Origin of the sequence: Bacillus sp. 204(2023), from assembly GCF_037027505.1 — a bacterium.
Classification (GTDB): domain Bacteria; phylum Bacillota; class Bacilli; order Bacillales; family Bacillaceae; genus Bacillus; species Bacillus subtilis.
In genome coordinates this window covers 341,629-362,408 of the sequence record NZ_JAXCHE010000003.1, presented here as the reverse complement: position 1 = coordinate 362,408, position 20,780 = coordinate 341,629, and the positions used below count along the sequence as shown (strand labels likewise).

General features: G+C 39.0%; 17 protein-coding genes, 7 tRNA genes and 2 pseudogenes. 7 read left to right on the top strand and 19 right to left on the bottom strand.

Annotation, left to right across the window (positions count from 1 at the left end):
* The first annotated feature begins 213 nt into the window (after positions 1–213).
* Positions 214–1,092 (top strand): AraC family transcriptional regulator, encoded by an 879-nt coding sequence (locus WA279_RS09100; RefSeq protein WP_336155126.1) that lies wholly within the window; start codon positions 214–216, stop codon positions 1,090–1,092.
* Positions 1,093–1,214: 122 nt separating this feature from the next.
* Here WA279_RS09100 and WA279_RS09095 read toward each other — a convergent pair whose 3' ends face one another.
* The gene (locus tag WA279_RS09095; protein ID WP_015252746.1) at positions 1,215–2,174 is read right to left on the bottom strand and encodes a DMT family transporter; all 960 of its coding nucleotides are present in this window, start codon (positions 2,172–2,174) and stop codon (positions 1,215–1,217) included.
* Positions 2,175–2,286: 112 nt separating this feature from the next.
* On the opposite strand from WA279_RS09095, the gene WA279_RS09090 reads away from it, so the two are divergent.
* Positions 2,287–3,168 carry an AraC family transcriptional regulator gene (locus WA279_RS09090; protein ID WP_336155125.1) on the top strand — a complete coding sequence of 294 codons (882 nt, stop codon included), beginning with the start codon at positions 2,287–2,289 and terminating at the stop codon, positions 3,166–3,168.
* A 405-nt stretch (positions 3,169–3,573) separates the two neighbouring features.
* Here WA279_RS09090 and WA279_RS09085 read toward each other — a convergent pair whose 3' ends face one another.
* Positions 3,574–4,776 carry a CynX/NimT family MFS transporter gene (locus WA279_RS09085; protein ID WP_336155123.1) on the bottom strand — a complete coding sequence of 401 codons (1,203 nt, stop codon included), beginning with the start codon at positions 4,774–4,776 and terminating at the stop codon, positions 3,574–3,576.
* Positions 4,773–5,465 (bottom strand): FadR/GntR family transcriptional regulator, encoded by a 693-nt coding sequence (locus WA279_RS09080; protein ID WP_014475898.1) that lies wholly within the window; start codon positions 5,463–5,465, stop codon positions 4,773–4,775. The genes WA279_RS09085 and WA279_RS09080 overlap by 4 nt, the downstream gene beginning before the upstream one ends.
* 439 nt (positions 5,466–5,904) lie before the next feature.
* On the opposite strand from WA279_RS09080, the gene WA279_RS09075 reads away from it, so the two are divergent.
* On the top strand, positions 5,905–6,366 hold the full coding sequence (locus WA279_RS09075) for a CarD family transcriptional regulator (protein WP_253137392.1): 462 nt from the start codon (positions 5,905–5,907) through the stop codon (positions 6,364–6,366).
* A gap of 682 nt (positions 6,367–7,048) precedes the next feature.
* Here WA279_RS09075 and cspC read toward each other — a convergent pair.
* Entirely contained in the window at positions 7,049–7,249 is a 201-nt protein-coding gene (gene cspC, locus WA279_RS09070; RefSeq protein ID WP_003234247.1) for a cold shock protein CspC, read from the bottom strand.
* A 311-nt stretch (positions 7,250–7,560) separates the two neighbouring features.
* Entirely contained in the window at positions 7,561–7,692 is a 132-nt protein-coding gene (locus tag WA279_RS20860; protein ID WP_349891409.1) for a molecular chaperone TorD family protein, read from the bottom strand.
* A 139-nt stretch (positions 7,693–7,831) separates the two neighbouring features.
* On the opposite strand from WA279_RS20860, the gene WA279_RS09065 reads away from it, so the two are divergent.
* On the top strand, positions 7,832–8,860 hold the full coding sequence (locus WA279_RS09065; RefSeq protein WP_041336973.1) for a fatty acid desaturase: 1,029 nt from the start codon (positions 7,832–7,834) through the stop codon (positions 8,858–8,860).
* Positions 8,861–9,293: 433 nt separating this feature from the next.
* Here WA279_RS09065 and WA279_RS09060 read toward each other — a convergent pair whose 3' ends face one another.
* From WA279_RS09060 to WA279_RS09045, 4 genes are all read right to left on the bottom strand, one after another.
* Positions 9,294–9,647 (bottom strand): DUF2178 domain-containing protein, encoded by a 354-nt coding sequence (locus WA279_RS09060; protein WP_251187201.1) that lies wholly within the window; start codon positions 9,645–9,647, stop codon positions 9,294–9,296.
* The gene (locus WA279_RS09055) at positions 9,644–9,877 is read right to left on the bottom strand and encodes a helix-turn-helix transcriptional regulator (protein WP_003240464.1); all 234 of its coding nucleotides are present in this window, start codon (positions 9,875–9,877) and stop codon (positions 9,644–9,646) included. The genes WA279_RS09060 and WA279_RS09055 overlap by 4 nt, the downstream gene beginning before the upstream one ends.
* Positions 9,878–10,066: 189 nt before the next feature.
* Positions 10,067–10,639, bottom strand: a complete 573-nt coding sequence (locus tag WA279_RS09050) for a class D sortase (RefSeq protein ID WP_327828069.1) — start codon at positions 10,637–10,639, stop codon at positions 10,067–10,069.
* A gap of 6 nt (positions 10,640–10,645) precedes the next feature.
* Positions 10,646–15,328: an isopeptide-forming domain-containing fimbrial protein gene (locus WA279_RS09045; RefSeq protein ID WP_336155119.1), complete on the bottom strand. Its 4,683-nt coding sequence runs from the start codon at positions 15,326–15,328 to the stop codon at positions 10,646–10,648.
* 779 nt (positions 15,329–16,107) lie between these two features.
* Between WA279_RS09045 and WA279_RS09040 the strand changes: the two genes are divergently transcribed.
* Positions 16,108–17,118, top strand: coding sequence for a ketoacyl-ACP synthase III (locus tag WA279_RS09040; protein WP_327828073.1), 1,011 nt, complete (start codon positions 16,108–16,110; stop codon positions 17,116–17,118).
* Positions 17,119–17,431: 313 nt separating this feature from the next.
* Here WA279_RS09040 and WA279_RS09035 read toward each other — a convergent pair whose 3' ends face one another.
* Complete coding sequence (locus WA279_RS09035; protein WP_335388966.1) at positions 17,432–17,698, bottom strand: hypothetical protein; 267 nt, start codon at positions 17,696–17,698, stop codon at positions 17,432–17,434.
* Between the two features lie 13 nt (positions 17,699–17,711).
* On the bottom strand, positions 17,712–17,987 hold the full coding sequence (locus WA279_RS09030; protein ID WP_336155115.1) for a hypothetical protein: 276 nt from the start codon (positions 17,985–17,987) through the stop codon (positions 17,712–17,714).
* A gap of 134 nt (positions 17,988–18,121) precedes the next feature.
* Between WA279_RS09030 and WA279_RS09025 the strand changes: the two genes are divergently transcribed.
* Complete coding sequence (locus tag WA279_RS09025; protein ID WP_041904602.1) at positions 18,122–18,424, top strand: hypothetical protein; 303 nt, start codon at positions 18,122–18,124, stop codon at positions 18,422–18,424.
* Between the two features lie 260 nt (positions 18,425–18,684).
* Here the strand turns inward: WA279_RS09025 and nicK are convergent.
* Positions 18,685–19,743 (bottom strand): annotated as a pseudogene (nicK, locus tag WA279_RS09020) (DNA relaxase NicK).
* Positions 19,744–19,797: 54 nt separating this feature from the next.
* Here nicK and WA279_RS09015 point away from each other — a divergent pair.
* Positions 19,798–19,913: pseudogene (locus tag WA279_RS09015) on the top strand (tyrosine-type recombinase/integrase); the annotation flags it as partial.
* An 84-nt stretch (positions 19,914–19,997) separates the two neighbouring features.
* On the opposite strand, the gene WA279_RS09010 reads toward WA279_RS09015, so the two are convergent.
* The 7 genes from WA279_RS09010 to WA279_RS08980 all read right to left on the bottom strand — a co-directional run bounded on the left by WA279_RS09010 (position 19,998) and on the right by WA279_RS08980 (position 20,714).
* Positions 19,998–20,081, bottom strand: a tRNA-Leu gene (locus WA279_RS09010).
* An 81-nt stretch (positions 20,082–20,162) separates the two neighbouring features.
* A tRNA-Leu gene (locus WA279_RS09005) sits at positions 20,163–20,244 on the bottom strand.
* 11 nt (positions 20,245–20,255) lie between these two features.
* Positions 20,256–20,331: transfer RNA gene (locus tag WA279_RS09000), tRNA-Lys, on the bottom strand.
* A gap of 26 nt (positions 20,332–20,357) precedes the next feature.
* Positions 20,358–20,432, bottom strand: a tRNA-Gln gene (locus tag WA279_RS08995).
* Between the two features lie 11 nt (positions 20,433–20,443).
* Positions 20,444–20,515, bottom strand: a tRNA-Glu gene (locus tag WA279_RS08990).
* A 29-nt stretch (positions 20,516–20,544) separates the two neighbouring features.
* A tRNA-Ser gene (locus WA279_RS08985) sits at positions 20,545–20,635 on the bottom strand.
* 4 nt (positions 20,636–20,639) lie between these two features.
* A tRNA-Asn gene (locus WA279_RS08980) sits at positions 20,640–20,714 on the bottom strand.
* Positions 20,715–20,780: the final 66 nt, after the last annotated feature.

Sequence of the window (20,780 nt, the reverse complement as noted above, 5' to 3'; positions counted from 1 at the left end):
TTTCACTCAATTATATGAATGTGCCGTTTATAAGACAATTATAACTTTCTTTTATTGATGCCTTTTTATGAACAGCATGCTTCAATAAAACCTGTACAAATACAAGTGAATCACTTACTTTATTTCATATAAGTCATCCTGCAAAACTGTGCACAGAATGTCGGATAAATACATTTCACTCCTGTTATTCTTTGGTTAAAGGAGGCCAAATAAATGGATTTGCTTAAAAGTATGAATAGGGCGTTAAAGTATATTGAAGAAAACCTCACTAATGATATTGATTTTCAAGAGGCAGCAAAGCTTGCTTTCTGCTCTGAATATCATTTTAAAAGGATGTTTTCCTTCCTTGCAGGTATTTCATTATCGGAATATATTCGTCGCAGACGTCTTACTCTTGCAGCTTTTGAACTGAAAGACAGCAATGTAAAAGTGATTGATATTGCAATAAAGTACGGTTATAACTCACCTGATTCTTTTGCACGGGCATTCCAAAATTTACATGGCATAAACCCATCAAAAGCCAGACTTAATGGCCATTCCCTTAAAGCTTATCCACGAATGACCTTCCAGCTAACAATTAAAGGAGGAAATGAAATGAACTACCGTATTGAAGAAAAAGAGGCATTTCGCATCGTTGGCATTAAAAAAAGAGTTCCTATTATTTTTAAAGGGATTAATCCGGAGATTGCATCTATGTGGGAAAGTTTAGATGAAAAAGCAATAAATAAACTAAAAGAGCTTTCTAATGTAGCACCATCAGGCCTCATTAGTGCATCCACCAATTTTTCTGAAGGTCGGACAGAGGAAAACGGAGAGCTCGATCACTATATTGGCGCACCCACAACGAAACAGTGTCCAGATAATTTCTCACGGCTTGAAGTTCCTGCCTCAACATGGGCTGTATTCGAATCAATCGGGCCATTTCCGGATACACTGCAAGAAGTATGGGGACGCATTTATTCCGAATGGTTTCCATCGTCAAATTACGAACAAATAGAAGGTCCAGAAATTTTGTGGAACGAGCATAAGGATGTAACATCACCATCTTTTAAAAGTGAAATTTGGATACCAATTACAAAAAAGAAAAATTGAAGGTTCTTGAAGAAAAAATACCAAGGGCGTCAAAACCCTTGGTATTTTTGATATTGCCGAGAGGGCTCAAACTCCACCAGTGTTTTTCATTGTCGGACCGGTCATGTAAGCAAAAAAAGCCCCTATATATCCCGATTTGCATGATTCCTAATCTTTAATATCGATTTTTCACTCTCCATAGAAGGCTCTTTATGTAAAGCCAATATTAAAGTTATCCCTATAATACAAATAGCACCAATCCATTGAAAAGAACCAAATGGCGCTTTTAACCAAACGACAGTTGTTACAACAGCTGATAGAGGCTCTAGACTGCCTAGTAGGCTTGTTTCTTTTGGAGAGAGGCTTTCCAAGCTTTTTATGAAGAACCAGAACGCAATCATTGTTCCAAATAATATCACAAATAAAATATATGCATACGCCTCAGCAGTTAATCGTTGAAAATCCAGTTGCCATGGCGGATGGATAAAACCCAATGCAAAACCGCCAATAATCATAGCCCAACCTACAACGACAAGAGAATCAAATTTATTTAATAAACCAACGGCATACAAAGTATAAAAAGCTGCCGCGAATCCTGATAAAACTCCCCATACTACTGCAGCTGCCGGCACTGAAAGTTGAGACATTGAACCATTTGTTAACAAAAAAAAGCAACCCACTAAAGCAAGTACAACAGTAATGATATCTTGTTTGGTAAGAACCGTTTGTTTTCGCAAAAGCGTGTAGATAATGACGATTACTGGGGATAAATATTGCAATAATGTAGCAACGGCAGCATTCCCATGTTGAATGGATGCCATATATGTGTACTGCACAGCTAGCATTCCCAATAGGCCAAAAATAAGAAGCTGGCCAGCCGACGCTTTGTTTCTCCAAACCTCAATAACCTGAGACCGATCCTTTCTGAACAGTTGCAGCATTAAAAGTAACATTCCAGCCGTAAGCAAGCGTGTCGTTACAAGCCAATTGACATCAATTTGATATTCTTGAAAAAGTTTTTTGGCTACTGTGCCTCCAATCCCCCAACATGTCGCCCCTGTTATAACATAGAACAATCCCATTCTTCTATTGGAAGTATTCATACATGACTCCTCACTAATAAATATAATAATAGTGTTATAATAAATGCAAAACATGATAAAAAATACTCAAATTGAATGAAAAAATATAAATATATTGAGGTGAGAAGTCAGAATGAAGAATTTTGTGATCGATCAAAATTTAAAAGAATTAACAGAGCATCGAACGGTAGAATTACCAGTTGCCTGTTACGAGACAAGGATCAATCAAAATATAAATGGCTATATTCCGCTTCATTGGCATGATGAAATCCAATTTGTTTTGATACTAAAAGGGATAGCTCTTTTTCAAATAAATGAAGAAAAAATAGAGGTTCACGAAGGGGATGGATTATTTATCAATAGTGGCTGCCTGCACATGGCCGAAGAAAAGGAAGGCTCGGATTGTACGTATATTTGCTTGAATGTGTCACCCTATTTCGTTTTATCTCAGGAACTGTATTCAAGCTATGTTCAGCCCTATATGTTTTCAACCAATTTGCCCTATTTATTTTTGGATGGAAATCAACAGTGGGCAAAAAATATTCTAGATGCTGTTAAAAAAATAAATCAATTGATTCAACAAAAGACATCGCTCTATGAGATTGACATTACGATGCAATTAACGTTAATGTGGAAAAACCTGGTCGTTAATGGTTTTCAATTAGAGTACGATCAATCTGAAATGATAAAAAGTCATCGAATGAAACAAATGTTAAACTGGATCCATCTCCATTATGCTGAAAAAATCACATTAGAGGACATTGCAAAAGCTGGCCAACTGAGCCGTTCTGAGTGCTGCCGTTATTTTAAACGAATGCTGAATAAGACGCCATTACGTTATGTAATGGATTATAGAATTCAAAAAAGCTTATTATTACTGCAACACCCTGAATCTAATGTGACAGAAGTGTCTTATCAAGTTGGATTTAACAGTACCAGTTATTTCATAAGTAAATTTCAACAAACGATGAATATGACGCCATTATCATACAAAAAAATTCATATGAGACATTAATTCATAAGGTTTATTCAATTCCCTGTTAATGGTGCCTCTTCTCATGTATGAATCGGCTGTTCATCTAGCAATTAGTGGAACGTCATGAGTTTAAAAAGGAAGCAAAATAAAAACACACCTGAATTTTGGTGTGTTTCAAAAATGATCTCAATAAAGTGGAAGTCTTCTATTTTCAGCTACAAAAGCACGTCATTTTAGCATTTGAAGTCATTTATTACCCTTATTTTATATTCATGTTGGGCCTACACTGTTTCAGCTGGAAACTTCAATATTTGAGTATCTATGCTCTCTTTCTAATAGCACGTCATAAATTTTGGGACATCTGTATAATACAATGCTCAATGATTCGGTTGGCTTAGGCAGTTCCATGGGCTCTCTAGCAAAAGCTTTACTGAAACAAACCTCTTATACCATGTGATTTTTTGACGCACCCATGCCGAATATGAACAGCAGAATGCTGACCATAAGCAAAAGTAATATTGGGAAGTTCCAGCTTGCCGTGACGTCATGGAGCAAACCAAACAAGGTCGGTCCTGTTGCAGCCAGCAAATATCCAACAGATTGCGACATCCCCGACAAAGAAGCCGCACCGGAGGCATCCTTCGTCCGCAAGCTTAAAAAGATCATAGCCAAGCTGAACGCACATCCCCCAGAAATTCCGAGTAAAATTGTCCATAAGAAAATAAGTGCATTATCGCCGAAATAAAGGCCACCCAATGAAACAAAAAACAGGATAGTCATCATGACAACCAGTAAACGCTGGTTCTTCATGCGTCCGGCAACAATCGGTACGATGAATGATACGGGAAGCGAGGCGAATTGAAATAGCGATAGCATCCAGCCAGCGCTGTCTTCATTCAAGCCACGGCTTGTCATGATTTCAGGTAACCAAGCGATCAATACATAGAAAAGCAGAGACTGCAATCCCATAAAAAGTGTAACCATCCATGCCAGCGGTGAACGCCACAGACTTCGCCGCGTCGACGCACCGCTAGTTGCTACCATGGCTGACGCTTGACTCGTCCGCGCTTTAGGAAACCAGAATAGTGCAGCTATCAGAGCGAGCAGGCCCCAGACTGCAAGTGCGCCATTCCAGCCAAAACTGCGGGCGATTGGGACACTTACACCGGAGGCTATCGCACCGCATAAATTCATCGACACTGAATACAGCCCTGTCATAAGACCGACATTACGAGAAAAATCTCGTTTAACAATACTTGGGATTAGCACGTTGCATACCGCAATTGCGAGCCCAAGCAAAACGGTGCCTGCAAACAAAGGAACTGTTGCAGTCAGCGAGCGGACAGTGATACCTAGCATAAGCAGAACCAATGCATAAAGTATAATCCGTTCCATCCCGAAGCGGCGTGCCAAGATTGGCGCGAAGGGGGAAAGAAGCGAGAAAGCAAGCAGCGGCAATGTTGTAAGCAAGCCTGCCGCGGTATGCGATAATCCAAGAGATTCGCGAATCGATCCTACCAGTGGGCCTACCGATGTTAACGGTGACCGCATCGTCAGTGATATAAGGACGATGCCTATGATGATCGGCCAACTCAATGAGAGCGAACGCTTTGTCTCAGTTGGTTTGGTACCACTTTGTACGCTCATGGCCGTTCCCCCTCTTCAGCGGCGATAACATCCTTCGATTCCTGGATATAACGATGAACTGCCTCCACGGCACGATCCGCATCCTGACCGACAATTGCTTCGACTAGTTGTCGGTGCATTTCCAAAAAATCCGTATCGACTTCAAAACTAGTCAGGCTTGTAATCGAATCTTGTAATGCTTCAGCGATATGGCTGTATATTTCGATCAATATTTCATTATGCGACGCCTTTACAATGCTTTGATGTAGACAGATATCCGCTGTTACAAAGTCATCAATGTTACCGATTTCTGCCGCTCCCTCGCAGCGTTCCAGTTGGAGAAGAAGTTCGCGGGCCTCGTCATCGGTTCTGCGTTGTGCAGCAAGATGGGCTCCCTCACGTTCAAGAGCATACCGAACTTCTAATGTTTGCAACGTATCGGAGCGCGAAATGCGTTTTTTCAATACGACCCCCAAAGCACTTGAAGAGCAGACATATGTTCCGTCACCTTGTTTCGTCTTCAAAAGTCCTGCATGTATCAATGCCCGAATTGCTTCCCTTAATGTATTGCGGCTAACATTCAGCTCGGTCATCAACTCAGGTTCGGCAGGAATGCGCATCCCGACACCCCACTTACCTGATTCGATCAGACTTTCCATTTGTAGAGCGACTTGCTCAACCAGCGTCTGCCGGTTTGTTTTCTGAAGCATTTGTTTATCCTCCTATAAAGCATTTATCAAACATAGGATGTTTGGTTAATTGGTATTTTATCACTCCTCTGAAATTAAGACAACAAAATAATAAGCCAATGAAAGGGGCAGGGAATCATGCGGATCATGTGAAGATATTAAATTTAACAGCAATACAGAATTCCCCTTACAAAAAAGATATCTATAAAGGAGATTTAATATCTCATTTTCAATGAAAAACCTGATCTATGTTAATTAGTCGAGGTTTCAGGATATACACATCGCAATTGACCTTTTCCTTGATTGGAAATCCGACACGTTCCCTATTGTTTTTGCTTGATCTGTTTTTCCAAAAAAGTTATTGACATCAAAAATTCGATCATGTTATTATTAAAATTTTGATATTACACCTCCATATATGGTAATCTTAAGAAGGTTACCATATATGGAGGTGGATGATATGTTTCAAATTGGCGATAACATTGTTTATCCAATGCACGGAGCAGGTATAATTGAAGCCATAGAAGAAAAAGAATTCTTAGAGGAAAAACAACAGTATTATGTCATAAGAATGTCAATCAGTAATATGACAGTTATGATTCCAACGCGTAAAATATTGAATTCGAATATACGACCAGTTACCGATATACTTGCATTAAAACACATTATGCACATTTTTCAGCATGGAGAATCAGATAGGCTACTGCCATGGAAACAAAGGTATAAAATAAACACGGACAAAATAAAAACGGGTGAAATACAAGAAGGTGCTGAAGTTGTACGTGATTTAATGCGTATGAAAAAAGAAAAAGCACTTAATGCAAGCGAAAAAAAAATGCTGGATAATGCATATGAATTTTTGATTAGTGAACTGGAAGTAATTAAAGGAATCACTGAAAAACAAATAAAAAGTTTTGGTTAGATAGTGTATTTCATCCCAAAAGATATTTCGGAATATTATGATGAAAAGCAAAACTTCTCCAACTTATTTTTAGAACATTAACGACCTCTTTTGTTATTCCTACATTCTAATCCATTTTTATTATTTACATTTCTTCTGCGAAGATTGAAGTTTCACCAAAAAACTCAATAAAATAGTCACTTGTTTTTAGTATCCTGATTCACACTGGCACGGACAAGGAGCCGTAAGGATGGAAGAGAGGTAGGGCTTTCATTGTTTTAGGTATCTCTAAGTGATTATTCCAGGAGAAAAAACAATCGATCTCCTCAATTATCTTTAAGAATTTCTGATATCCACTGCGACATTGAATAATAATTGTTTATCTTCTTTTCATACAAGAGATATGCGAGTTGGTAACATCTAGATGAAACCATTTTTATAATTCATCTAATCTTACTTAAAGTAACGAACGTGAAAAAAGAAAGAGTTATATTTGAACAAAACATTAAATAATTTATATACATTCCGCATATTGTCAATCCAGTATGTTATACTGTAAACAAACCTTTGAAGTTTTAAATCTTTTTCTATACCTTGTAGCATCTCCCTACTCGAACGTTGAGTAGGGTTTTTTATTGAGTATGATATAGACATAAAAAAACAGGCCCTATATAAAGAGCCTGTTTGTATAAACGATTGAAGATTAAGCTTTTTGAACGTTAGCAGCTTGAGCTCCACGAGCACCTTGCTCAACGTCAAACGATACTTTTTGACCTTCGTCTAAAGATTTGAATCCGTCACTTTGGATTGCAGAAAAGTGTACGAATACATCGTCTCCATTTTCGCGTTCGATAAAACCAAAACCTTTTTCTGCATTAAACCATTTAACTGTACCTTGTTCCATTTTTGTTGCCTCCTAGTGTGTAACCACACAGTATATACTATCCTTGCCCAAAGTATCATCAAGACGAAAAGTCAATCTTCATACTATCCTTTACACCGAACAAAAATAATTCTTCTTTATTATATCAGGAATCGGAAATAACTGCAAATTATATTTCCGATTTATTCATGGCATTATTTGTTAAACATGTGTATACCAGCGCAGAATAAGAGGCCTATTAAAAACTTTGGTTTGAAAACCCCGTGAAAAATGAATCACGAGTGTCTTTCTTTGCTTAATAGTACTTCATTAAAACCTTTTTCCTCAAACAATCAATGTTCACGATCTAAATAAATCGATCCCCATGGCGGAGCATTGAGAGAGTTTGACCCGATAAAGTGCTGGGTATAATCTTCATACGCCTTTTGTATCCCGGCTGACTCTGCTAATAATAAACTGGAAATCAGTTTATTATTTCCAATAATTTTACAGATTAATGGGAAGAATACTTATCATATATGGGGTGTATAACGTTGAGCCTCCATAGGCTATAAAACGTTTTCTACACTTAGAAGATCACCAGGGAAGGGGAAACTTTTGAATATGAAAGAACAAAACCTAAGGACTTTGAGAAAACTGGTTACACCTTATGAAAAATCCGATTTACACAAAAGTATTTGTCAAATCATTAACACATTGGTACCATTTTTCCTGTTATGGTGTTTGGCATATAAGAGCTTGTCGATTTCTTATTTCCTTACATTAGCGATTTCTGTTGTTGCGGCAGGTTTTTTAGTGAGAACCTTCATCATCTTTCATGATTGCTGCCACTATTCCTTTTTTAAGAACAGAAAGGCGAATCGAATCCTTGGAACATTAACAGGAATTCTGACTCTGCATCCTTTTGATCATTGGGCACACGATCATTCTGTCCATCATGCGACAAGCAGCAATCTGGACAAACGCGGTACAGGCGATATTTGGGTACTGACGGTAGAGGAATATAAAGAAGCCTCAACTAAGACAAAAATAATGTACCGTTTGTACAGAAATCCGTTTGTTATGTTTATTATTGGGCCGATTTACGTCTTCGGGATTGCCAATCGTTTTAATCGAAAAGGGGCAAAACGCAAAGAACGGATGAATACGTATGTAACGAACCTGGGGATCGTCGCTTTGGCAGCACTTTTATGTTTGGCTGTCGGCTGGCAAAACTTCCTGCTGGTTCAGGTGCCGATTTTTATGATATCGGGCTCTCTCGGAATTTGGATGTTTTATATTCAGCATACGTTTGAGGATTCTTATTTTGAAGAAGATGAGCATTGGGAATATGTAAAAGCAGCAGTTGAAGGAAGCTCTTTTTATAAGCTTCCAAAAGTCATGCAGTGGCTAACAGGCAATATCGGTTTTCATCATGTTCATCATTTAAGCCCGAGAGTCCCAAACTATAAGCTTGAAAAAGTGCATAACAACACTGAACCATTGCAAAACGTTCCGACTATTACACTGGCAACAAGCCTTAAATCATTAAAGTTCCGCCTATGGGATGAAGAAGGCAAAAAATTTGTTGGTTTTAGCCACTTAAAAAAAGCTTCTAAAAGCCAAGTATCGGCGCGGCTAACAACGGATTAAAATAAACTCCCCATAATCGCAGAATAAAAGTGCAGACTTGCGCAACGATGTTGTGCAGAGGTCAGCACTTTTTTAGTGGACTCCACAATGCGGTACAGCCGTATTTTCCGCAAAAGAATAACGCCAAAGATGGTTAAACCCTTGGTATTATTGGGGTGCGGCTGAGAGAACTTGAACCTTTAACGGGTTATTCACCCCACTGGGCCCTCAACATAGTAAATTTATATCATTAGTTATGAAAGCTTGTTTTCATTACACTTTCTAACTCCACTTTACATCATTTCTATAAGTTTGTATGAATTATGGTTAATAATTGGTGAGCAAAAACCCACTTCCTCACTTCTCCAAATCTCATTATAAAATGATTTCATATTCGTTCCCTCTCCTAAAACAATTACAACTACAGAGACACTATCTTTCTCGGTAATTGAATTTACAAAAAATCTCTTTTATATCGAACGGCTAGATAGATTGCTGAAGCGAAGAATGCAATAGAATACTTAAATAAGAAGAAAACTTGCCACATATATTCTTTTGGGAAAAGCAAGTCGCAAAAAATTAGTGCACATAACGTACAGAGGCTACCTTTTAAAGCGATTTGGTTTGTTCTTTCGTCAGTCTTACCCATTTTTTTAGTAAATACGAATGTCAGAATCAATCCGACTACAAGCAATACAAACCCACTGCCAATAAGAATATTCCAATTTCCCGGAGAATGTTCAGCCCAGGACTTTAAAGGGGAAAAAATTGCGTTGGTGATCGTATCTGTGATCGAATTCATTTTCATTTTTGATCATTTCCTTTCTCATAAGTAAAAATCTCGTTTACATCCACATTAAAAAATTCGGCAATTCGAAAAGCTAACAGCAGAGTCGGAACATAATTTCCTTTCTCCATTACAAAGATGGTTTGTTTGGAAACCCCGACTTTCTTTGCTAATTCTTGCTGAGACAATCTGGCAAGTACACGATATTCATAAACCTTATTTGAGATCGAATCACCAAAGTCTTTCTTCATGACCATCACCTCTTGAACCAAATTATAAACTCACCTTACAAAAAAGTAAAGTAAACTTATACAAAAATATAAAATACTTTTATGTTAACTAAGATTACTTTGATTTAATCATGAACCAGAATGCAGAAAGAACCTGACGAAAAAGGCTGACGAAAATTCGTCAGCCTAATCTTGATCTTCTAGATTTTCTCATATACGTTTTCCATAAATGATATATCGCTTTGGAGCATTTCCAATGTATGAAAATGGATAACACGTAGTTAGAATGAGCTCCTCTTCACTATGCTGCAGCGTAATAATGGAAGTATCATTTTTATCGACAATTTTCATGTTCTCAATCTTATACTGAAAACTTCCATATGGCAGCTTCACCTTTAATTGATCACCTTTTTTCAGTTCTCCCGTTCGGCGGAAGACGGTATCCCGATGCCCTGATAGAACAATTTGTCCGTTTTCATCTGGATAATAACTGCCTTTGTAGTGGCCGACTCCTTTTTCCAGGTCATCCGCATCGGTTCCCTCTACAATCGGAAGCTCTGCGTTGATCTTTGGAATCTCCAAAATGCCAACTGCCTCTCCAAACTTAGGCTTAAATTCTTCTTTATCTGAGCCTTCATTTTTTCCAGAAGGGCTCTTTAGTGCAAGTTTAGCCTCATCTAAAGTTTGTTTTGTCTTATGACTGATGTCCACCACTTCCCAGATCCCGTAACCTATAAAAACGAGTCCGGCAATAATGATGAATATAGGAAGATATTTCTTCATGCAACATCAGGCATTTCTTTTTCTTCTAAAGTACCAAAATGCAGTTCCTGCTACTAACAATACCAAACCAACAAGGATCAGATTATACGTATTTGTTGCTGTATTTGGAAGCTCATTTCCTGATTCTGTTCCCTGATCTTTGTTTGGATTATTAGGCTTGCTAGGTTTTACAGGTTCCTCTGATTTATCAGACACAGGAGGATCCTTCTGTTCGACAGTAATATCTACTTTAGGATTATCTGGCTTATCGATACCGCTGCCTTCTACAGTTGCAACGTTTGTAATTGTTTTACCTGAATATTCGGACTCAATTTTCGTCTGGAATGTCACAGTCCGCCACTCAGTGTCAGTGACGTCACCAAAGTTGGCAGTGACTTTACCGTCCTTGATTGTTGCTTTTCCTCCGTTGCTCGCTTTCAAGCTGCCTTCGACATATTTCAATCCTGCCGGAAGTTCATCTGAAATAACCAGATTTTCTACTTTACCGTCGGATACTGTGTTCCGTGTCTTAATCGTGTAAACAACAGTGTCGCCTGCTTCGTATTTCTTTTTGTCTGTGTCGAGATTCTTCGCTGTTTTTTCAGATTCTAAAACAGGATTTCGCGGATATACCTTCACTTCATGGCTCGGTTTGTCAGGAGTCTTGATATTATCGCTGCTGACACTTGCAGTGTTGACGATATCTTTTCCTGCTTGACCAGACTTCACTTTTGCTTCGAATGTCACAGAGTGCCACTTCGTATCGGTCACATTGCCAAACTCTCCTGACGTCTTACCGTCGGCATAATATCCATGATCATCGTCTTGATCATCACTTACTGCTGTACCATCCACTTTCAATGTTCCTGCAACATATTCTAATCCTTCCGGAAGAGAATCCGAGATGACAAGATTTTTGACAAGACTGTCTTCCATCGTGTTTCGGGTTTGGATTGTGTAAAGAAGCGTGTCGCCCGATTCCGGATGGTCCGCATCTTTATTTCCATCAGCTTTTTTCTTAATGGAGGCTGTTTTCTTTGATTCTAGTTTTGGATCTTTCGCATCCACTTTGATGTCTGTTCCCGGTGTATCTGGTGTGTCGATATTACCGCCGTCAACGGTTGCCACGTTTTTAATCGTTTTTTCCGCATATCCGGACTCAATTTTCGCTTGGAATGTCACACTACGCCACTCGGTATCAGTGACGTCTCCAAAATCAGCAGATACCTTACCGTTTTCAAAACTTCCTTTGCCATCATGGCTTACTTTCAAACTGCCTTCAATGTACTTCAGACCGTCTGGAAGTTCATCTGAAATAACGAGATCAGTTACTTTACTGTCCGCTACTGTATTTCTTGTTTTGATCGTGTAAACAACCGTATCTCCCGCTTCATATTTCTCTTTATCTGAATCGAGATTTTTCACTGACTTTTCTGACTTTAATACTGGATCTTTCGGAGAAACTTTGACCTCTTGGCTTGGTGTATCAGGTTTATCAGTATTGTCACCGCTAATGCTAGCCGTATTGACAATATTTTTGTCTGCTTGACCGGATTTTACTTTCGCTTCAAAGGTAACAGTATGCCATTCCGTATCAGTCACATCGCCAAACTGGCCTGATACTTTGTCGTCTGTCACGTCACCTTTATCATCATCACGGGCATCACTGACTTCTTTATTATCTACTTTTAGTGTGCCAGGAACATATTCTAAGCCTGCCGGCAGTTTATCTGCGATGACAAGATCAGTTACTTTACTGTCCTTAACTGTATTTCTTGTTTTGATCGTGTAAACAACCGTATCTCCTACTTCATACTTCTCTTTATCGGAATCCAGATTCTTTGCTGTCTTTTCTGACTCTAACACTGGATTTCTTGGATAAACTTTAACTTCATGGCTTGGTTTGTCTGGTTTATCAATATTGTCACCTGTGACGCTGGCAGTATTCACAATTTTCTGATCATTTTGCCCAGCTTTCACTTTCACTTCAAAGGTAACAGTATGCCATTCTGTATCAGTCACATCACCAATTTGACCCGACACTTTGCCGTCTGTCATATCGCCTTTATCATCATCTTGGTCATCACTAACTGCTTTATTGTCTACTTTTAGTGTCCCTGAAACGTATTCAAGTCCTTCTGGAAGTTCATCTGAGATGACAAGATTTTTCACCAAGCTGTCCTCAACCGTGTTTCTTGTCTGGATCGTATAAAGAAGGGTATCTCCCACTTGTGTCTGATTCTCTTCTTTATTGCCCTCTGCTTTTGCTTGAATATTTGCTGTTTTCTTTGACTCTAAGACAGGGTTCCTAGGGTAAATTGCGACTTCATGATTCGGCTTATCCGGAGTCTCGAGATTACTGCCGGTAACATTAGCCGTATTTTGAATTGTTTCGCCAGCCTGGCCAGCTTTCACTTTCGCTTCAAATGTAACTGTATGCCATTCTGTATCAGTCACATCACCAATTTGACCTGACACTTTGCCGTCTGTCATATCGCCTTTATCATCATCTTGGGCGTCGCTGACTGCTGTGCCGTCTACTTTTAAAGAACCTGAAACGTATTCTAATCCATCCGGAAGTTCATCTGAGATAACGAGATCTTTCAGAAGACTGTCCTCAATCTTATTTCTCGTTTCGATTGTATAAAGAAGGGTATCTCCTGCTTCTGGATGTTTATCATCTTTATTGCCCTCTGCTTTTTCCTGAAGGCTTGCGGTTTTCTTCGATTCTACATCCGGTTTTCTTGGATAAATCTCGGTATCATTGTTTGGCTTATCTGGTGTCTCGATGTTGCTGCCAGAAACGGTAGCCGTGTTCTTAATCGTTTCACCAGCTTGGCCGGGCTTTACTTTCGCTTCAAAGGTCACATTATGCCACTCCATGTCAGTTACATCACCAATTTGGCCTGACACTTTGCCAGCTGTCACATCACCTTTGTCATCGTCTTTAGCATCGCTGACTGCTGTACCGTCTACTTTCAGAGTGCCTGGAACATACTCCAGTCCATCTGGTATGGCATCTGAAATTGTAAGGGCTTTTACCTCACTGTCTTCTTCAGTATTTCGTGTTTGGATTGTGTAAAGAAGCGTGTCTCCGACTTCTGGGTGATCCGGATATTTGTTTCCTTCCACTTTTTCCTTAATTGCTGCTGTTTTCTTTGATTCTAAAGCAGGGTTCCTAGGATACACTTTCACTTCATTATTTGGCTTATCCGGTGTTTGGATATTATCTCCTGAAATGTTTGCCGTATTGATAATATTCTTTCCTGCTTGACCAGGCTTCACTTTCACTTCAAAGGTCACATTATGCCATTCAGTATCGGATACATTACCAATCTGTCCCGACACTTTGCCATCCGTATATTGTCCCTTATCATCATCTTGAGCATCACTGACTGATGCGCCGTCCACTTTCAAAGTGCCCGGAACAAATTCCAAGCCTTCTGGCACCGCATCTGAAATGATTAGGTTTTTCACCTGGCTGTCTTCAACGGTATTCCGCGTTTGTATCGTGTAAAGAAGTGTATCTCCCACTTCTGGGTGATCCGCATCTTGGTTTCCATCCGCTTTTGCCTTAATAGCAGACGTTTTCTTTGATTCCAGTACAGGATCTTTAAAAACAACCGGAGTCGTTACTTCGTTTGATTCGGTTTTTTTACTTGTATTCGTTAGTAAACTGTTATAGTTTATTTGCGCTTTATTAGAAATTTCTTTACCTGCATAACCTGTTTTGGCTTTCACTTTAAACTGTACAGTCATCCCATTAGGCAAGTTTTTGGTGTTAGGCAAATTTCCTAATGTAATATTTACTTTATTGCCATCGAAATTGCCTTCATCACCATCGGATGCATCAGTTAAATTCTTTGTTGTCGAACCGTTAATTAATTTTAATGATCCCGGAACATATTCAGTTCCCTCTGGAATTGCATCGGAAAAGTTTGCAGCAGAAGCAACGTCTCCGCCTTCATTTTTGATTTGAACCGCGTATGTAAGTTCATCCCCGGCTTGTACTTCTCCCTGTGGTGAAACCGTTTTATGCGCTGTGACACATGGTTCTGTACCCAGGAAAATATCATCTAAAAAGTTTCCGTTTCCTATGCTTCCACTGGCTGAACTCACCGCTTCAAAACCGAACCGGGTTGTAGTCTGTCCTGCCGGTACAGTATAAGAACCTGTATGAGTTCCCCAAGCTGTTCTCCCATCAGACATTTGTTTTTGGACGACGGTATCGTACGGGCTCTTAGTCGCTGCCCCGATGCGTACCTGCATAGTGTCAACCCCTGCCCGACCCATATGGGATAGGCGCCAATAAATGGTTTGTCCTGGCGTTGTTTTCACATCTTGATACAACATCCCGTTTTCCACGGCGTTTAATTCCGCCCACCGCTTTCCATCTGGAGGTGCAGGATAATACTTTGCACCAGAAGGTAAATTCTGAGCATGGTTCCATATTTCAATTACTTTATAGCCAGCTGCATCATCAGTCGTCTTCCAGCCAGGAACCTCGGATTCGTAAAAATAGATACCCGAACCATTGATTGCAGATCCTCTCGCAGCACCTTGTTCAAAGCTTCCGTTAATCAGCGCGACCGGAGCCGGGCATGTATTATCAGCAGTTTGAGTTACGTCTGTATTATCTGCAGCATGAATATGATTGGGCAAAACAGTCAACACATTGCCAGCAACCAATAACAAGGTTGCAAAAATCATTAGGGTTTTCCTAAGATTCAGTATGTAAGCTTTAGGCACAAAGCCCTTTCTCATAGACTCCCACTCCCATTATTTAATTGTTTTATGAACCTACCTCCCGATAAATTCAAACGAATCGGAATATTCGTTCTTTATATAACCTCCTCTCGACTTAAATATATATAACAAATAAATCTTTTACAATGTGACAAAATATTCATATATTTGTCATAAAATAAGGTTAGATTGCAAAAAACAGCAAGTATTTGTCGTAATTTGTAAAGGGCATTTAGTACTTTTTTGTTTGAATTTTCTTGAATTCCTAGTTATAAGTGTTTTGTTCAAATCACGATTGTAAAAAATAGGGAGTGAGAAGAACAAACCATTGATCAGCATCATCAATATAGAATTTGACTCTGATGCAAAAACAAAAGAAGATACCAATATAGTTTGGTATCTTCTTTGTTAGTTCGAGCCCCTCAATCTAGTAAAAACATATCACCATTTACAAAAGCGTTTATTTAAAGCATCTGTTTATTTTATTTACACTGATTTGGATCAATTATTTTGAAGTAAATCCTTCAAACAATAAGCCTTATTGCCTGAGCAAGCGTTCAAGTTATGGCTTTGTATTATGAGATGTTTAACAAACAATTAGGATTTTCAAAAGTTGGAGATTCATCTCTAAAATACAAGTATTTAGTCAAAATTTTCACAAAGTTTATTTACTTTCTCGAGAAGCATACATTATAATACTTTAAATAGTTAGACAAATCACACAATTAAGGAGATTATTCTAAATGACCGTTCAAAGTGTAGTCATCAAAGAATTAGCAATGTACCATCCCAAAAGAAAAGTAACCAATAAAGAAACGCTAAAGCATTTTACATCTATTGGGCAAGATGAACAAGAAGTAGAAAACTTCTTAAAAAAAATTGGCAAAAAAGATCGATATATCACTGAGGATGGAGAGACTACATTATCTATGGCCATAGAAGCCTCAAAAGCAGCTTTGGCAAAGGCAAACTTATCTGGGGAAGATATTGATCTTCTTGTATTTTCCTCCGGAACTCCTGAATATTTATTTCCACCTAATTCACTCATTGTTCATAATGAGATCCATGGTAAACGAGAAGCAGTGGTTTATGATGCAAACTCAGCTTGTGTAGGGATGGTTGTATCATTAGATCAAGTATCTAAAGCCTTGCTTGGCAATCCAGATTCAAAATATGCCTTAATTGTTGGGTCAGAGAGAATGTTCCACTATGCTGAAAAACACGACCCATTTTCTTATGGCAATTTTGGAGATGCTTCTTGTGCGATCATTCTTGAAAAAGTAAATGCAGAAGGGCTGGGCGTTTTGGACTCCTCTTATAATACAGATTCGCATTACTATAAAGAATTGGTCTTCCCTGCATGTGGTATGTCAAACATTTTAAACGAAGATATCCCTAAAGAGGAAAAGCTGTTTGTATGGGCAAGCAATTTAAGCTGTGGAGGAGTATTTGATTACGGAACGACTCAAATTACAAGTTTGCTGGACAAACATGGTTTAACTACTAAAGATATAAAACAATATTTCTGCACTCAAGTTTCTTTTGATGCTGTCAATAATATGTTGCAGCCAATAGAAGAAGATCCTGATAAGTTGTTTGTGATTGGTGATGAATACGGATACACTGGGACCAGCAGTCCTTTTATTGCTTTACAAAAAGCAGTAGAAACCGGAAAAGTTCAGCGAGGAGATTATATTATATTTTGGTCGATTGGTGCTGGATATACCGCTTGTGCTATATTGATGAAATATTAATTCAACGCGTACATTGATTAAGAAATATAATTGCATCTTTAAAAAGTGATGACTTGTTTCTTTATGATACTTTTCGAGTTCTTCTATGTTAGTTTAAATTTTTTCATGAATCTATGCCATTCTCTAATAGTGAGTATCTCGCTTTCCTTCTTATCGTATCGTTTTTTATCAAAAGGCTTAATCCAAAAAAAGATTAAGCTTTTTGATTTGTCTATGCCCCCACTCTATCCGCAGCCGGTAATGAATCGTCCCCACATTAAAACCCAAGCTTTTGAATCGTTTGTCTACAGCAGACACCGCACATTTTCACCCCTTATTGATAGTAGCTAATTCCTTCAAACTCTACAATTCTTTCATCTGTCTCGATGTCTTCATCCTCCAGTATGTTGAATGTGGCTTGAAGTTTGGCATTCACGTTATCTATAACCGCAAGAGTTTGGACTATGACTCTTTGAGCAACATCACTGTAAAAGACATCTTCCATCATTTTTTCAATGAGTTCCTCAGCAATTTCTAAACAACCTAGAGACTCCAAATCACTCTCTAGTTGGACCTGATTCAACAGATTAATGTTAAACATCTGATTTCCTCCCTTAACGTTCTCTTAGATAAACGCCTATGCAGATTGAAAAACCCCATAAAAAAACAAAGGTATAATACAATACCTTTGCAATGACATCTGAATTAACACTCTCAGAAATTAGACCGAACATTGAAGCTACCACTGTCACAGATACAGCCATAATAAAAATCGTATTTTCTGTCCAACTATAACGGCCAGCCAAACTTTGAAGCTTAGAATATATCAAAAGGAATAAGAGACCGCCGCCAAGTAAACTCACGATTACAAAAAATATCGCAAGTAACATATTCACCATCCTTATATTGAATTAAGTTCTTGGGTTTCACCCAAACCCACCAACGGAAGCTTTGCACTCAATCATCAATTACAATAGAATTAAACTAAAGATTATTTAAACAGCATAGAAAAGGGGTAAATGTTTTGAATATAAATTTAATATTATTTGTCTCATCAATTAATCAAGAACCTACAGAGGAAAATACTCAAACATTAGTGAAAACATTTGAATCTGACTTTCGCCCTCAAGTAGGAGATATAATTGACGATCCTGGATTTGATTCAGGCTTCCATAATGGATACGAGGTGGTAAAAGTTACAATAAATTATGCTTCAAATGAGTGCCTTGTTTCACTGACGCCGTTAGCAATTGAAGTTGAAAAAATTAGTGTTGAAGATTATATAAAAAAGCTTAAAACACATGGGTGGAGTATTCAGTCTAGGTAGCACTCAGCAGTTTTTATTATAAGGTACTATTCCTCAAACTGGCGCGTTTGGTTGGATTGCTGTTAATCTAGCCCCCTATTCCCCCGAATCATCGGGGGACTCCCTCGCCGGTAGGCAGGAACAAACGGTTGTTTGTTCAATGCCAAGAGGGTTTGGGTAGCGCTGAATATGTCAACTCCTTATCCTCACTTCGTTCCGGTACCGTTGACACATACGTTTAATCGCATCACCTGTGTTTATAAAGATTTAGCAGCTTGTTTTTAAACGACCATATCAGCAACATCAGCTATAAACACATTCAACATTTTTTCATGTTTGTCTGCCAGTTCAGCTTCTACAATCATGTCTGACAGATCAGTTTTCCCTAGGTGCTTATCAGCTTCAAGCACCATTTTCATAGTAGGAGCGCAAGAGTTACGAAGCCAGTTTCTTTATTTTTGATAGAAATCTTTTTGTGGTTTGACGTACAAATGAAGTCTCCCAATATCCCCTATAAATTCAGACCAAAAAAGGCTCGTTTTCCAATGCTCTCTAGTGATGTTTTCATCAGCATCAACGAACCTTACATAATTATTAATGATTTGCATAGCGATTAAGGTTAAATCCTTTGTTTTCAATAAAGCATCTATCGCAACTTGTGCACGTTCATTTTTAAGCCGCAGTTCATAACGATTCCAATCGCCTAGTTCTTCTAACGGAATGTTATACTTTTCTGCTTGTTCATAGTTTTTCTCGTAAAAGCAAAGGTACGCTTCTGACTTTTTAGAACCGAAATATATTGTCGTTCCACCTGTAATTCCATCAGATAGATCAAATGAGCCATTAAAATCGGATTTTCTAAAGCGTGAAATACATTCGCCCTTTTGGGCTTTCTTTAACAATTCCGGTATGGAAAAGTACGTCTTTTTATCATCAATCGCCAAATCAAAGCGAGTAAATGAACCACCTTGAGCCATGCAATCTTGAAAGAAGTCGTACCATGTTTTCTTCCGGCATTCCAAGAAGGATTCAAATTGACGGCAACCTTGACCGGACATTTCTATCAAAACACCTCTGTTATCATCTGGCGCCGAATAAAAGACTTTGATATAGTCCAGTTCGTACGTGCCAACGTAGCCATAGAAACCAGATTGCTTTTCAGTCATAAAGTCTTTGCTAAGGTGAAGAACCTCTTCAATAATTCGGTCAACATCATGAGTTTTAAAAGAGACTCGAATATAATCAACCATTGATACCAAAGGACTTTCAACGGTTTCATTTTTTTCTTTTACGATTACTACCCCCCTGTTAGCGTGGGGGGGTTGTTTTAGCTCATCCATTCGCTTCGCTCACTCCTTCGCCGCTGGCCGTCTGGTCGCTTACGCTGCCGCTATTACATCACAATAATAGAACGACTAGGACATGCTTCCATCAAAACAATCGATGTTTATGGTCATCTCTTTCCTAATAAACAAAAAGAAACTGCTGATAGCTGGATGAATTATTCTAACAAGTGGAGTAAAAAGGAGTAAACCTTAAAATTAAAAGAGAGCATAAAAAAATACCAAAGGTCTACAACCCTTGGTATCATTGATGCGGCCGAGAGGACTTGAACCTCCACGGGTTATTCACCCACTAGGCCCTCAACCTAGCGCGTCTGCCATTCCGCCACGACCGCGTGATCATTAAATTGTGTTTGTGCTGGTTTAGTAGGCTCTTAACCTAGTAAAACCGATTTGCGTGCACTTTGTAAATAAAGTGCGGGTGAAGGGACTCGAACCCCCACGTCGTAAGACACTAGATCCTAAGTCTAGCGCGTCTGCCAATTCCGCCACACCCGCAAAAAGACAAATGGTGAGCCATGAAGGACTCGAACCTTCGACCCTCTGATTAAAAGTCAGATGCTCTACCAACTGAGCTAATGGCTCTTACTATTAGATTTCAAAAATAAAAATGGCTGGGCTAGCTGGATTCGAACCAACGCATGACGGAGTCAAAGTCCGTTGCCTTACCGCTTGGCTATAGCCCAACGAAATGGAATGACCCGTACGGGATTCGAACCCGTGTTACCGCCGTGAAAGGGCGGTGTCTTAACCGCTTGACCAACGGGCCGATGGTTGAGAACTTATATCGAAATCTTATGGCGGAGAAGGAGGGATTTGAACCCTCGCGCCGCTTACGCGACCTACACCCTTAGCAGGGGCGCCTCTTCAGCCACTTGAGTACTTCTCCAATATGGCTCCACAGGCAGGATTCGAACCTGCGACCGATCGGTTAACAGCCGATAGCTCTACCACTGAGCTACTGTGGAATAATGAGACAAGACTTATTATATCAGCCTTGATTTGCAGTGTCAAGAGGTAAATGTTTTTATTTA